Source organism: Salinibaculum sp. SYNS191 (genome assembly GCF_037338445.1).
Taxonomy (GTDB): domain Archaea; phylum Halobacteriota; class Halobacteria; order Halobacteriales; family Haloarculaceae; genus Salinibaculum; species Salinibaculum marinum.
Genome location: NZ_CP147838.1, coordinates 1,418,211 through 1,430,512, shown reverse-complemented (window position 1 = coordinate 1,430,512; position 12,302 = coordinate 1,418,211). Strand labels below are relative to the sequence as shown.

The 12,302-nt window shown below is 68.7% G+C and carries 15 protein-coding genes; 9 read left to right on the top strand and 6 right to left on the bottom strand.

Features of this window, described 5'->3' with window-relative positions:
- Positions 1 to 359: 359 nt before the first annotated feature.
- Entirely contained in the window at positions 360 to 1,061 is a 702-nt protein-coding gene (locus WDJ57_RS07810; RefSeq protein ID WP_338905354.1) for an HAD family hydrolase, read from the top strand.
- A gap of 114 nt (positions 1,062 to 1,175) precedes the next feature.
- Here WDJ57_RS07810 and WDJ57_RS07805 read toward each other — a convergent pair whose 3' ends face one another.
- Entirely contained in the window at positions 1,176 to 1,538 is a 363-nt protein-coding gene (locus WDJ57_RS07805) for a hypothetical protein (RefSeq protein WP_338905353.1), read from the bottom strand.
- Positions 1,539 to 1,633: 95 nt separating this feature from the next.
- Between WDJ57_RS07805 and WDJ57_RS07800 the strand changes: the two genes are divergently transcribed.
- Together WDJ57_RS07800 and WDJ57_RS07795 are read left to right on the top strand one after the other, a co-directional pair.
- Positions 1,634 to 2,041, top strand: coding sequence for a pyridoxamine 5'-phosphate oxidase family protein (locus WDJ57_RS07800; RefSeq protein ID WP_338905351.1), 408 nt, complete (start codon positions 1,634 to 1,636; stop codon positions 2,039 to 2,041).
- Positions 2,042 to 2,110: 69 nt separating this feature from the next.
- A complete protein-coding gene (locus WDJ57_RS07795; RefSeq protein ID WP_332323188.1) occupies positions 2,111 to 2,305 on the top strand; it encodes a cold-shock protein in 195 nt (64 codons plus the stop codon).
- Positions 2,306 to 2,389: 84 nt separating this feature from the next.
- On the opposite strand, the gene WDJ57_RS07790 is transcribed toward WDJ57_RS07795, so the two are convergent.
- Both WDJ57_RS07790 and WDJ57_RS07785 read right to left on the bottom strand, forming a co-directional pair.
- The gene (locus WDJ57_RS07790) at positions 2,390 to 4,939 is read right to left on the bottom strand and encodes a PAS domain S-box protein (protein WP_338905347.1); all 2,550 of its coding nucleotides are present in this window, start codon (positions 4,937 to 4,939) and stop codon (positions 2,390 to 2,392) included.
- 78 nt (positions 4,940 to 5,017) lie between these two features.
- Positions 5,018 to 5,761, bottom strand: a complete 744-nt coding sequence (locus WDJ57_RS07785; RefSeq protein ID WP_338905345.1) for a DUF429 domain-containing protein — start codon at positions 5,759 to 5,761, stop codon at positions 5,018 to 5,020.
- A 122-nt stretch (positions 5,762 to 5,883) separates the two neighbouring features.
- Here WDJ57_RS07785 and WDJ57_RS07780 point away from each other — a divergent pair, with 122 nt between their 5' ends.
- Positions 5,884 to 6,894, top strand: coding sequence for a hypothetical protein (locus WDJ57_RS07780; protein ID WP_338905343.1), 1,011 nt, complete (start codon positions 5,884 to 5,886; stop codon positions 6,892 to 6,894).
- Here the strand turns inward: WDJ57_RS07780 and WDJ57_RS07775 are convergent, their stop codons facing one another.
- Positions 6,895 to 7,059: a hypothetical protein gene (locus tag WDJ57_RS07775; RefSeq protein ID WP_338905341.1), complete on the bottom strand. Its 165-nt coding sequence runs from the start codon at positions 7,057 to 7,059 to the stop codon at positions 6,895 to 6,897.
- A gap of 191 nt (positions 7,060 to 7,250) precedes the next feature.
- Between WDJ57_RS07775 and WDJ57_RS07770 the strand changes: the two genes are divergently transcribed.
- The 3 genes from WDJ57_RS07770 to WDJ57_RS07760 are packed head-to-tail and all read left to right on the top strand — an operon-like array spanning position 7,251 to position 8,925.
- The gene (locus tag WDJ57_RS07770) at positions 7,251 to 7,679 is read left to right on the top strand and encodes an HTH domain-containing protein (RefSeq protein WP_338905339.1); all 429 of its coding nucleotides are present in this window, start codon (positions 7,251 to 7,253) and stop codon (positions 7,677 to 7,679) included.
- 45 nt (positions 7,680 to 7,724) lie between these two features.
- The gene (locus WDJ57_RS07765; protein WP_338905337.1) at positions 7,725 to 8,432 is read left to right on the top strand and encodes a sugar phosphate nucleotidyltransferase; all 708 of its coding nucleotides are present in this window, start codon (positions 7,725 to 7,727) and stop codon (positions 8,430 to 8,432) included.
- A 55-nt stretch (positions 8,433 to 8,487) separates the two neighbouring features.
- Positions 8,488 to 8,925: a pyridoxamine 5'-phosphate oxidase family protein gene (locus WDJ57_RS07760; protein ID WP_338905336.1), complete on the top strand. Its 438-nt coding sequence runs from the start codon at positions 8,488 to 8,490 to the stop codon at positions 8,923 to 8,925.
- A gap of 15 nt (positions 8,926 to 8,940) precedes the next feature.
- Here WDJ57_RS07760 and WDJ57_RS07755 read toward each other — a convergent pair whose 3' ends face one another.
- A complete protein-coding gene (locus tag WDJ57_RS07755; RefSeq protein ID WP_338905335.1) occupies positions 8,941 to 9,960 on the bottom strand; it encodes a glutathione S-transferase family protein in 1,020 nt (339 codons plus the stop codon).
- A 130-nt stretch (positions 9,961 to 10,090) separates the two neighbouring features.
- On the opposite strand from WDJ57_RS07755, the gene WDJ57_RS07750 reads away from it, so the two are divergent.
- A complete protein-coding gene (locus WDJ57_RS07750) occupies positions 10,091 to 10,651 on the top strand; it encodes a type IV pilin (RefSeq protein WP_338905333.1) in 561 nt (186 codons plus the stop codon).
- A gap of 93 nt (positions 10,652 to 10,744) precedes the next feature.
- On the opposite strand, the gene WDJ57_RS07745 is transcribed toward WDJ57_RS07750, so the two are convergent.
- Positions 10,745 to 11,560 (bottom strand): DUF4097 family beta strand repeat-containing protein, encoded by an 816-nt coding sequence (locus WDJ57_RS07745; protein WP_338905331.1) that lies wholly within the window; start codon positions 11,558 to 11,560, stop codon positions 10,745 to 10,747.
- Positions 11,561 to 11,706: 146 nt separating this feature from the next.
- Here WDJ57_RS07745 and WDJ57_RS07740 point away from each other — a divergent pair, with 146 nt between their 5' ends.
- Positions 11,707 to 12,237 carry a 50S ribosomal protein L16 gene (locus tag WDJ57_RS07740; protein WP_338905329.1) on the top strand — a complete coding sequence of 177 codons (531 nt, stop codon included), beginning with the start codon at positions 11,707 to 11,709 and terminating at the stop codon, positions 12,235 to 12,237.
- Positions 12,238 to 12,302: the final 65 nt, after the last annotated feature.

Here is a 12,302-nt window from a genome sequence, read left to right as displayed (position 1 = left end):
GTGATGCCGCCAGTGTGCCGCCCGAGTCCCGACGCTGGTGGTGAACCAGAATCGGGAAAGAGGGTGGCACGAGGCAGGTGTGGGTGAACTCTCCCGGGGTCAGGTGCAAGGCTGCCAGCAGGGCCGTACTCCTGCCGGCGACACGGTAGTTCTCGACGCGGACGTAAACCCCCCCAGACTGTTCAGCAACCGGGTCCGCGAGTAGTCAGTTACTAACACCCTGTCCCACGGGATTCGTCCCCCGCCTGGATGGGGGCGACCGGCGCGGCGGCGGTCACGATTCGCGAACCGGTGTCAGCCAGGACCGGGACCGACCGAGGGTTTAACCTCCTCTTGTGCCCGAGTCAACAGTAGAAGATATGTCTCGGTCGTGGCGCGGCGTGTTCTGGGATATCGGCGGCGTCATCCTGGACCCGGCGTCTATCAAGCGGGGTCGGGAGCTGTTCGTCGCGGGGCTGTCGGCGAAGTTCGACCTCGACATGACCGAGACGCTCCGCATCTGGGACAGAGAACTCGGCGAGTACTTCCGCGGCCGCGAGAACCGCACCTTCCGGCCGGCCTACAGGGGGTACCACCGCACTGCGAAGGCCGTGGTCGGCGAGCGCGTGTCCGTCGACGAGTGGCTGCCGCTGGTGATTCAGTCGGCGCACGTCGGCTTCGAACCGGTCGACGGCGTCGCCGAAACGCTGGCCACGCTCGCTGACGAGGGCTACTACCTCGGCGTCATCAGCGACATCGACGCCTGGGAGGCCGAGTTCATCCTCACCTCGTTCGGCCTGCGACAGTACTTCGACCACGTGACGACGTCGTCGGAGGTCGGCCGGACGAAACCCGCGCCGGAGATGTTCCGGACGGCCCTCTCGAAGTCCCCCGTCGGCCCCGACGAGGCGCTCTACGTCGGAGACCGCTACGAGAACGACATGCGAGGCGGACACCGCGCGGGCCTGACGACGGTCGCCTTCGGCGGTACCGCCGCCTCCCGCGCGAGCGAAGAGGAGGGCGTCGTGGACTTCCGTCTCGACGACATCAGGGAGCTACTGGACGTCCTCGACGTCGGGTGACTCGGGGTCTCGACGACGAGAGCATCCCGTCGCGCCCGCCGCAGCGCCGTCGGGAGTGGTGGCCTGACGTGCCGCTGCGGGGGTGTAGAGAGAGCAGAGACCAGTGGGGGTGGGTCAGGCGTCCGCGCGGATTTCGTCGGCGAGCGATGCCACGGCCTCGTCGGCGCTGAGCGCTTCGAGGACGGTCTCGGCGCTGACGTCGAGGGAGTAGGCGGGGCGACCCTTGCCGACGGGGGAGGAGTCGTCGAGTTCGGCCATCTCGACGAAGGAGTCGGCTTCGAGGCGGTTCAGCGCCCGGTTGACCTCCGCTTCGTCGATGTTGCCGATGGTGTCGGCGTCGACGGAGTCGATGTGGTTCTTCGTGGTCTGGATGACCTGGCCGGTGTGGACCGGCGTCTCGCCCATCTGCGCGAGCTGCGTCATACTGAGCAGCACGACCCTGCACGAGAGTGAGAGTGTCTCTATCTCGTCTGGCATAGGGGTACGGATGGACTCCCCTGATAAAATACTCCCGTTCGTCAGTCAGTGACGATGGCCGTCACACTGATATGCGTCATCTAGCAAGAGCCGGCATGAGCGTGCCCGCGACCGTCGCAGAGCGTATCAGGGGCGAACCGCTTTCGGCGTTTCTCGCGACCGCAGTCGACGACAGGCCACACGTCGCGCCCGTCTGGTATCTCTTCGACGAGGAGGCCGAGTCGGTCTGGTTCTTCACCGACGGGCGGAAACTGGAGAACGTCGAGGCGAACCCGCGCGTCGCCCTCGCAATCGAGGAACAGGGCGCGGACGGCTGGGTCGTGTTGCTCCGGGGCACGGCGACTGTCGTCACCGACGGGGAGCGACGCGACGAGGTCGCCGACCGCCTGTTCGTGCAGTATCTCGGCGACCCGGACGCGGACACGTTCCGGACCGCGGGTGGCGAGCCGACGGGCGAACTCGTCCGTGTGGACGTGGGCTCGGTCACGTTCCGCGAGCAGTAGACGGCCACCGCCGCCTCCCGGCTCAGGTTCGGAAGGGTTATACATCGGCCCGGCGTCGGCTCAACAGTAATGGCAAACGGTACGGTTGACTTCTTCAACGACACGGGCGGTTACGGTTTCATCGAGACTGAGGACGCGGACGAGGACGTATTCTTCCACATGGAAGACGTCGGCGGCCCTGACCTCGAAGAGGGACAAGAAGTCGAGTTCGACATCGAAGAGGCAGAGAAAGGACCGCGCGCGACCAACGTCACGCGCCTGTAAGACGGCCCCGCCGTCTTCCAGTTGATTTCTTTAGGCACTTCCCGGTCAGCAGCGGGTATCCCGCTGGCGCGTCGCTGACCCCGTTCAGCAGCGGCTGCCGTCGGACACCGTCGGCAGTTCGACGTGAAACACCGCTCCCTCGGGGTCTTCGGCCGCGGCTTCCTCGCCCGGGAGCGGTTCGGTCCTGTCGGTCACCCAGACCTCGCCGCCGAAGTCCTCGACGAACGTGTTGACGAGATACAGTCCCAGCCCGGTTCCCGGACTGTCCATCCCCCGTTCGCCCTTTCCGAATATCTCTGTTTTCTGGCCGTCCGGGATGCCGGGGCCGTCGTCGGCGACGCGGACCTCGACGGTGTCGGTGCCAACCTCGGCCTCGACGGCGACCGTCGGTGCGTCGACGTCGGTATGCTGGATGGCATTTTGCAGGAGGTTCCGGAACACCGACGACAGCATCTCGTTGCCCCGGACCTCGACGTCCGGGAGCGGGCGCTCGACCCTGACGTCGGCGTCCTCGTCGCCGGCCGCGACCGCGTCGACTTCGGCCGTCAGGACCTCCGGCAGCGAGACGGCGGTGGACTCGGTCGCCCCCTCGTCGAGCATCGTCGCCATCAGCTCCCTGACGGTCCTCGTCAGTTCGACGACGTGCTCGCCGTGCTCGCGGAGTTTCTCCAGGTACTCGGCCCCCTCGTCGTCGACGTGGTCGGCGAGCAGGTCGGCGTAGCTGCTGACCACGCTCATGTCGTTGCGGATGTCGTGGCGGACGACGCGGTTCAGTACCTCCAGCTGTTGATTCTGCCGTTCGAGCGTCCGTCGGTTCTGCTCGCGCTCGGTGACGTCGTGGATGATAGAAAACAGGAGCCGCTGGCCGCCGGTGTGGACCGGCGAGGAGTCGACCTCGACCTGCCTGACCTCGCCGTCGGCGAGTTCGTGCGGGAAGATGAAGCGGTTGCGCTCCTCCTCGTCGGCGGCCTGCCGGCGGCGTGCGACCTCCGCGTCCGAGAGCTGGTTGATGTCCTGAACCGCCATCGCCGTCAGTTCGGACTTCTCGTAGCCGTAGAACGAGGCGGCGGCCTCGTTCGCCCGTTCGATGTGGCCGCTGTCCGGGTCGACGAGCAGCATCGGGGCGTTGTGCTCCTCGAACAGCCGGCGAAAGCGCTGCTCGCGCAGGCGGAGTTCCCTGGCCTGTTCGCGGCGCTCGGTCACGTCCTGGACGATACCGTCGTAGTAGACCTCGCCTTCCACTTCGTGGCGGATTGCCGTCACTGCGCCCCAGAAGGCCTCGCCGTCCAGCGTCTCCAGTCGGAGCATCTCTTCGAGGACACGCCCCTCGGCGTCGAGTTTCCGGCTGAACCGCTCGCGCTGTCCCGGCGTCCGGTACAGTTTCGCGACGGCCGTCCCCAGCAGGTCCGACTCGTCGTCGGCGTCGAACATCTCGACCATCGCGGGGTTGACCTCCTCGAACTCGCCGGCCAACCCCGGCGTGTTGCGGTAGACGCCCACCGGGACGTTGTCGATGAGTTGCTGGTAGCGTTCGAGTTCGTGTTCGCGCTCCTTGCGTTCTGTCACGTCCTGCTGGATGGCGACGAAGTTGACCACCTCGCCGTCCTCGACGATGGGGGCGATGGTCTGCTCGGCGTAGTAGGACTCGCCGTCCGCCCGCACGTTCGCTATCTCCTCCTGCCAGACGTCGCCGCCGAGAATCGTCTCCCACAGTTCCGCGTAGTACTCGTCACTCGTCGCGTCGCTGCTGATGATGCGCGGCGTCCGGCCGATGGCAACCTCGGCGTCGTAGCCAGTCATCTCCTCGAAGGCGGGGTTGACGTACTCGATGGTTCCGTCGGTGTCGGTGATGTAGACGGCGTGGCCCGCCTGCTCGACCGCCCGCTCGAACGTTCGCAGTCGCCGCGTGCGCTCCTTGCGGTCGCTGACGTCCCGGACCACGCTGAGGACGGCTGGCTCGCCGCGGTAGGTGATGCGCCGGGCGTTGATTTCGACGGGTATCTCCGTGCCGTCGGCGGCCACCTGCACGCTCTCGAAGACGAGCGTCTCGTTCTCCGCTATCTCCCGGAGGCGCTCGTCGGCGCGCCGGGCTTGCTCGGGCGGGCTGATGTCGACCGGTCCCATCGAGAGCAGTTCCGTCCGGGCGTATCCGAGGCGCTCCACGGCGGCCCGGTTGGCGTCGACGTAGTTCCCGTCCAGGTCGACGACGAACACCGGGTCGTTCATGGCGTCGATGAGTTCCTGAATCCCGCGCTCGCCGTCCCCGGTCGTGGCGTCCGCGTCCCCGTCCGCGCGGCCGCTCCGGACCGTCACGACCGCGCGCTCGTCGGCCTCCGTCAGGCGCATGGCACACCGGAGGTCTGCGACGCTTCCATCCGGCCGCTCGACGCGCCAGTCGAACCGTACCGGCCCGTCGTGGGCGCGGTCGACGAGCGTTTCGAGTCCCGTCGGCGGCGTCCAGCCGTCGGGCGAGAGCCCAGGCAGTGAGCGTCCCTGGAGGGAGTCCGCGGGGCGGCCACACAGTTCCCCACAGCGGTCGTTCGCCGCCGAGACGGTGCCCGTGACGGGGTCGAGGACCAGCAGTCCGTCCGGGTGTGCTTCGAAAAGCCCCTCAGCACCGAGGGATGGTGGCATATCGATGACTGAGTGTAGGTCTCCCGTAAGAACCTCCCTCCTGTTCTCTCCCTCTGGGAACGCCCCGCCGAAGGCCGGTCAGGCCTCGACCAGCGGTTCGCCGGCGCGGTAGACGATCTGCATCGGGAGTCCCTTCGGGTCCGTCGGGGGGTCTGCCGGGAGCGAACGGAGTTCGCCGGGGCCGGGCCGCGCCGTGTAGGCCAGCACCGTCGCGTCGAGCACGTCGTCGACGGCCACCTGGGCGTCGCCGGCGGCCTCGGCCGCCGACTGGACCGCCGCCGGCGCGTCGGGGTCGAACGTCGCCAGCGCGCGCATCCGCTCGGCGTAGCCGCCGGCCTTGCGCTTCGAGTGCTGGAGCGGTTCGCCCGCCAGCGCCCGGAAGCAGACCTCCGGGTGCGACTCGGCGAAGGCCGCCCGCGCCTCCGGGACGTTGCGAAGCAGGTCGTCGACGGCGGCGATGCCGTCGCTGATGTTGAACGCCTGTTTCGAGAGGCCGCGGCCCGACTTGCGTTCGTTGACGCGCTGGGCCGCGGGGTAGCGGCGCTTGCGCGTCGCCTCGCGGACCGGCGGCGTGAAGATGGAGGCGCTGCGCGGGCCGACGGCTTTCCGGGCCAGGCGGTCGCACTCGCGGCCCTCCTCGCCCTCCTCGATGAGCCCGATCGGCATGTCGACGAGGACGCGCTCGGCGCGTTCCTCGTAGCGGTGCCAGAGTTCGCCGATTTCGTCGACGACGACCGCGTGGTCGAAGCCCGCGCTGTCGAAGGCCACCGCGAACCACGACCCTGCACTCCAGTCGACCCCCAGGTACAGGTCCTCGGCCATAGGTGAACGTCGTGCCGGGGCGGTAAAAACCCGTGTCAGACGGTGGTTCGAGGGTTGACACCTCCGTTCCGGACCCCCTGGAGGCGGAACACTGATGACGCTCCCGGGTCGAACGCTTCGACGTGTCACGCCCTCCACACGAACGGCGAGCGCTTGCCGTCGTCGTTGTCGTCGTCGCCATCGCCGCGGTCGCGACTGTCGCCACGGCGGCGAGCGCGTCCACGCCGACCGGTGCACCGTCCTGTGGGTCCGACGACGCGGACTCGACGCTCACCTCGCGTGCGGGCCTCGATGCCAGCTACACGGACAGGTTGACGAACGACTCGCTGTCGGACTGGGACGGCGGGCGGGTCGTCCGCGTCGGCGCGTCCGGCGACTGCTCGCTGTACGTCGGTCCGACCGAGACGGCGACGCTCCGGGCCGCCCTCGTCGACGGGACCGACGGCATCGCGACCGGCACCGTCGACCTCGGTCCGAACGGGACCGTCGCGTTCGTCGACGGGAACCGGACGGCACTCGGCGTCGCCAATCCCGGGCCGACCTACGGCACGGAACTCCTCGTCACCGGCGACGGCCGCGGCGAACGCGTCACGGTCGGGACCGGCGGCTTCGTCGACTTCCTGGTCCGGTTCGCCGGCAACGACACCCGCGTCGCCGTCTGGCCCGCAGACCAGCCGTGGGACGGCGACTGGGACGTCCGCGTCGAGGCGTCGACCGCCGGCGACCACCGGCTCCGACTGCAGGGGGAGGCCTCCCTCAACGAACTCGCCGTCGGCACGGAACGCCCCGAACCGACGCCGACGGCGACCCCGACCCCGACCGACCCGGACGACGATGACGACTTCCCCGGCGCGGACTTCCCGTCAGAGCCGGGGGATGGCCCTGTGGAGAGCGAACCGGCCGGTCCCGGTGGTGGGGCCGTCCTCGTCGGCCTGTTCTGTCTCGTCTTCGGCGGTGTCGGCACGGTCTACCCCCGGCCCGTCGCTCGCCTCGGCGAGCAACTCGACGCTATCGGGAGCACGACGCCGCTGCACGAGGTCGAGCCCGCGGAGTGGAACGTCCTCCTGACCAGAGTCGTCTCCGTGATACTCGCCCTCCTCGGTGGCTGGATACTCTTTCTCGCGCTGGGGTAGCTACTCGCCGCCGACGAAGACTGTCTTCAGCCGGTTGCCGCAGTCCGGACAACACAGCGTCTGCCACTTCTCGGGGTCGAGGCCGCCGTAGGTCTCCGACCGCCGGGCTTCGTCGCGGTCGACGGCCCGCTCGCAGGTCTCGCAGTAGAGGTCGTCCTCGGTCATCGCACGAGGGTAGGCCGCCCGGCGGCTAAAGTCCCGTCACTGTCGCGCGCACTCGCGGCGGTCACCAGCCGCTCACCGTCTAACGTCCGCCTCAGCTACTCTCAAGCGCTCCTGTGGCGATGGTCCGGTATGTTCGTGACGCGAGTGCAGATAGCCGTCTACGGCGGCCGGACCGGGGGAGGCGGTCGGCGGTGACGGCGGATGCGCCCCGCATCGAGCTGTACGTCAGGTCGCTCGCGCCGACCGAGGCCAGAGACACCCAGGAGGCGGTGGTCGAACGGCTCCAGCGGCTGGACGAGACGGGGCGCATCAGCGGGTTCGAACTCGCCCTCTGTGGCGACTGCGTCTGTCCGTCGCTGAACACGGCCGCCACGGACACCGGCGAGCGACTCCTCCGTCGGTACGAGGCCTTCCAGCGCTGGGCCGCGAGCCAGGACCGCGAACTCACCGGGTTCCGGCAGCGGGACACCGAGTCGCTGCTGACCGGGACCACGGTCACCGGCGTCGTCTTCCCCCGCATCACGCTCGCGGAGTACCGCAACGGCGGGCTCGCGTTCGTCGCCCCCTCGGCCAACGGCACCGACCAGACCGGCGTCCTCGACCGTCTCGACGCGTACTGACCCACCGCCGGCGCGCTTTTGTCACGGGACCGCCAACGCTCGGCCGTGCAGGCAGTCGTGCCCGCGGCCGGCGAGGGAACGCGGCTCCGCCCGCTGACCGCCGACCGTCCGAAGGGACTCGTGGAGGTGGCCGGCAAGCCACTGCTGACGCACGTCTTCGAGACGCTGGCGGCCCTCGACGTGACCGACGTCGTGGTCGTCGTCGGCTACCGCGGCGACGATATCTGCGAGTTCTACGGCGGTTCCTTCGAGGGCACTCCGCTGACGTACGTCCGCCAGGACGACCGGCGCGGCCTCGGCCACGCCGTCCTGCAGGCGGCCCCGCACGTCGACGGCGACTTCGTGGTGCTCAACGGCGACAACGTCTGTCGTGCCAACGTCGAGGAGGTCATCGCACGCCACCGCGGGACTGACGCCGACGCGACGCTTCTGGTCGAGGAGGTGTCCCGGGAGCGCGCCGCCCGCGGCGGCGTCGTCGACCACGAGGACGGCGAGGTGACGGGTCTGGTCGAGAAGCCAGCGGACCCGCCGTCGACGCTCGTCCCGCGGGGCTTCTTCGCGTTCTCGGAAGCCATCTTCCCGGTGTGTCGGCTGGTGACACCGGGGCACACCGGCGAAATCGAACTCACCGCGGCCGTCGACCTGCTCGTCTCGGCCGGCCGGCGCGTCGAGACCGTCGACCTGTCGGGGTGGTGCGTGAACGTCAACACCGGGGCGGACCGCGAGCGGGTCGCTGACCTGCTCGGTCGGTAGTCGCCGTTCGCGGGCGACCGCCAGGGATTTGAAAACGCGGGCTCACACTCATCGCATGCGCGAACTGACAGCGGAGGAGGTCGCCGAGGTGCTGGCACACAACGGTATCGGCGTCCTGGCGCTGTACGACGGGACCCGACCGTACGCGATTCCGATGTCCTTCGGCTACGACGGGTCCGAGGCCGTCTTCGCGGTCCAGTTCGGGTCCGGCGAGTCCAGCCGGAAACGCGACTGTCTCGACGTGAGCACCGAGGCGTCGTTCACGGTCTACGAGGAACCGGAGCAGGGCCGGTGGCGCAGCGTCGTCCTCTCGGGCGAACTCGTCGAAGTCCCCGAGGCGGAGACCGACGCGGCCTTCGCCGCACTGGCAACGAACGCCGAGTTCGCGCCGGACACGAGCGTCTGGGGCGTCCCGCTCGACGAGGTGACGTTCACGCTGTATCGCCTGGACATCGACGACTGCGAGGGCCGCGAGTTCTCGATGGGCCACTGAGTCCTGTCGACCGACTCAGGCCAGCGGGAGGAGCGCTTCGGGTGGACTGCCGGGCAGTTCGTCCCGGTCGTGTTCGGCCGTGAAGTCGAGGTCCGGCCCGGCGGCGACGATGCGCGAGGGGGTGACGTCGGGGTGGGTGGTGTAGTAGTGTTCCTTGATGTGGTCCATGTTCACCGTCCCGGCGACGAGCGGCGTCCCCTCGACGGCGACGCCCGTCTGATAGAGGTCACGCAGGTACGGCCAGAGGTTGTCGTACTCGTGAATCTGCTTCTTGTTGCACATGAAGTGGGTGTGGTAGACCTGGTCGAAGCGAATCAGCGTGGTGAACATGCAGATGTCCGCTTCCGTCAGGCGGTCGCCGGCGAGGTAGCGCTGGTCGGCCAGCACGGCGTCCCAGTGGTCCAGCGCGTCGAACAGCTCGTCGACTGCGCGGTCGTAGGCCTCCTGAGATTTGGCGAAGCCGGCGCGGTAGACGCCGTTGTTGATGGGCTCGTAGATGTCGTCGATGATTCGGTCGACCTCCTCGCGGTAGCCCTCCGGGTAGAGGTCCACGTCGTACTCGGCGAGGTCGTCGAACTCGGTGTCGAGCATCCGCAGAATCTCCTTCGACTCGTTGTTGACGATGGTCTCCTCCTGTTTGTCCCAGAGGACCGGGACCGTGACGCGGCCGGTCATCTCTGGGTCGGCCGCCACGTACACTTCCCGCAGGTAGTCGCTGCCGTTGACGGTATCCTCGGTACAGCCCGCCTTCTCGGGGGTGAACTGCCAGCCGTCGTCGGCCCGGAACGGGTCGACGATGTCCACGGAGATAGCGTCCTCCAGCCCCTTCAGCGCACGGACCAGCAGCGTCCGGTGGGCCCACGGACAGGCGTAGGAGACGTAGAGGTGGTACCGGCCGGCTTCCGGCTGGAAGCGGGCGTCCTCCTCGTCCCTGACGAACTCGCGGAACGTGGTCTCCTGGCGGTCGAACTCTCCATCCTCTGTCGTGGACTCGTAGGCGTCTCGCTGCCACTCGCCGTCGACGAGCATGTTCATGATATCGGAGGGAGGGGCGCGAGGCGAATAAAGTCGGCGTGAGATTACGTGCATGTTACCGGCCGAGGGCGGCGGGGCGGTGTCTCCCGTCCCTCGACTCTTTCAGTGAGGGGGCGACCACCTCTGGCTCATGACGGCCGACACGACGCGTGGCGTTTCGGCGGTGGTGGGGACGGTCGTCTTGGTCGCGCTCGTCGCGGTCCTCGCGGCCGGGGTGTTCGCTGCCGGGGCGGCGGTCGAGTCGCTGGACGACCCGCCGCCGTCGGTGGTCGCCGAGGCCGACGACGTCGTCGCCGCGTGTTCGGGCTGTGGGTCCGCTGACCAGGTGGTCCGCCTGTCCCACCGGGGTGGCGACGCGGTCGCGCTCGCGGAGACCGACCTGGTCGTCGACCTTCCCGGCCACGACCTGCGGACGCGACTCGTGGACCTGCCGCTCCCGCACAACTGTCTGCCGGACAGCCACGTCGAGGGTCCGGATCTCTTCGACGGCCGCTGCGGTCGCGTTGCGGGGTCGGTGACGGCCGTCGGCGCGGACGACGACGGCGTCTGGAGCGCCGGCGAGAGCTTTTCGGTTCGCCTCAGCGAGGGTGCGGTCCGCCTCGACCCGGGTGACGAGGTGGTCGTTCGCCTCGTCCACGCGCCGTCGGGGACCACGGTGACCGAACGGACGGCTGCTGTCTCCAGTGGGTAGACCCGCGTGCGCGCCGGAGGCGGACCGGGTCGGTCGCGATGCACCGTCGTCTCCCCGCGACGCGTTCGGCCTGCGGTGGCGACTCGCTCCCGCTCACTCGTCGGCCGACCGGAGCGTCACGTCGCCGTTGGTCGTTTCCAGGCGGAGCAGTGGCTCGGTCCCGCCGTTGAGCCGTCCCTCGATGCGCTTGTTCCGGGACGTCGTGACCGTATGTTCGACGTCCCGCACTTCGGCGTCGCCGTTGCTCGTCGAGAGCCGGAAGGCCGCGACTACCTCGGGTCCGACACGGACCGTGACCGAGCCGTTGGTCGACCGGCAGGTCACGTCGTCGCGCATCGCCAGCACCTCGACGTCGACGGTCCCGTTGGACGTCTGCGCGCCCCGCAGCCCCGTCGTGTTCCGGGTCCGGATGTCTCCGTTGGAGGTCTCGCACCGGACGTACCCGTCCACGTCGGTCACCTCCACCTGGCCGTTGCTGGAGGAGGCGTCGACGTCGCCGGCGACGTCCGCGACTGTCACGCGCCCGTTCGAGGAGGAGGCGCTGTCGACGGCGACGCCGTCGGGCACCTCGACAGTGAGTTCGACGCTGCGGTTCGAGAAGCTCGACCCGCTCCCGAGGTCAACGTCGACGGCGATCTCCTCGCCCGTCGAGACGTCGACGCTGATGGCGTCCAGTCCGGACTGCCTGGGGGCGCGCTTCTCGCCGGAGACGGCGAGCTGGTCGCCGTCCGTGTCCCGGACCTCGACGTCGCCGTTGCGGTTGCTGACCGTCAGCGTCGCCCCGTCGGCGACGTCGTAGCTCCGGTCGAACGATTCGGTCACCCGGGAGCCAAACAGCGAGCCGGTACAGCCGGCGAGACCGGCCGCCAGGGCGGTCCCGCTGCACGCGAGGAGGGCGCGGCGCTTCATACTGCACTGTGGTCGCTCCACTGACAAATGTGTGCCGACCCTCCGGGCGGCCGCCTCCCCGCTCCGGCCGTCCGTCACGCCTCCACACGCGACAGTGACGGTTCGTAGGCTTTATCTACGCCGTCGGCTTCGTCTACCGCAAGACCATGTCCGACAAACCCGCCTCTATGTACCGGGACATCGACAAGCCCGCGTACACGCGACGTGAGTACATCACGGGCATTCCCGGGTCGAAGATTGCACAGCACAAGATGGGCGACCGGAACAAGGACCCCGAGGACTATCCGGTCCAGATTTCGCTGGAGGTCGAGGAGAGCGTCCAGCTCCGCCACGGCTCGCTGGAGGCAGCGCGCCTATCGGCTAACCGCCACCTCATCAAGGAACTCGGCGAGAACAACTACTCGATGATTCTCCGGAAGTTCCCCCACCAGGTCCTGCGCGAGAACAAGCAGGCGACCGGTGCCGGGGCCGACCGTGTCTCCGACGGGATGCGCCAGGCGTTCGGGAAAATCGTCGGCACCGCCGCGCGAATCCAGGCCGGCGAGCGCCTCTTTACCGCCTACTGCGACGTCGACCAGGCCGCGGCTGTCAAGGAAGCCTACCGGCGCGCCTACAACAAGATTACCCCGCCCTGCCGCATCGTCGTCGAGCGCGGCGAGGAACTGCTCATCGCGTAACGTCGGTCGCTGACTCGATTGCGGTCGTCCCTTCTTCGGTCCGTCGCCCTGCGAGCGACGGCGTC

Coding starts and splice junctions, on each gene's coding strand:
- WDJ57_RS07740 (WP_338905329.1), top strand. CDS start 11,707: ATGTCCGACAAACCCGCCTCTATGTACCGGGACATCGACAAGCCCGCG.
- WDJ57_RS07750 (WP_338905333.1), top strand. CDS start 10,091: ATGACGGCCGACACGACGCGTGGCGTTTCGGCGGTGGTGGGGACGGTC.
- WDJ57_RS07785 (WP_338905345.1), bottom strand. CDS start 5,761: ATGGCCGAGGACCTGTACCTGGGGGTCGACTGGAGTGCAGGGTCGTGG.
- WDJ57_RS07755 (WP_338905335.1), bottom strand. CDS start 9,960: ATGAACATGCTCGTCGACGGCGAGTGGCAGCGAGACGCCTACGAGTCC.
- WDJ57_RS07790 (WP_338905347.1), bottom strand. CDS start 4,939: ATGCCACCATCCCTCGGTGCTGAGGGGCTTTTCGAAGCACACCCGGAC.
- WDJ57_RS07810 (WP_338905354.1), top strand. CDS start 360: ATGTCTCGGTCGTGGCGCGGCGTGTTCTGGGATATCGGCGGCGTCATC.
- WDJ57_RS07805 (WP_338905353.1), bottom strand. CDS start 1,538: ATGCCAGACGAGATAGAGACACTCTCACTCTCGTGCAGGGTCGTGCTG.
- WDJ57_RS07775 (WP_338905341.1), bottom strand. CDS start 7,059: ATGACCGAGGACGACCTCTACTGCGAGACCTGCGAGCGGGCCGTCGAC.
- WDJ57_RS07795 (WP_332323188.1), top strand. CDS start 2,111: ATGGCAAACGGTACGGTTGACTTCTTCAACGACACGGGCGGTTACGGT.
- WDJ57_RS07760 (WP_338905336.1), top strand. CDS start 8,488: ATGCGCGAACTGACAGCGGAGGAGGTCGCCGAGGTGCTGGCACACAAC.
- WDJ57_RS07745 (WP_338905331.1), bottom strand. CDS start 11,560: ATGAAGCGCCGCGCCCTCCTCGCGTGCAGCGGGACCGCCCTGGCGGCC.
- WDJ57_RS07800 (WP_338905351.1), top strand. CDS start 1,634: ATGAGCGTGCCCGCGACCGTCGCAGAGCGTATCAGGGGCGAACCGCTT.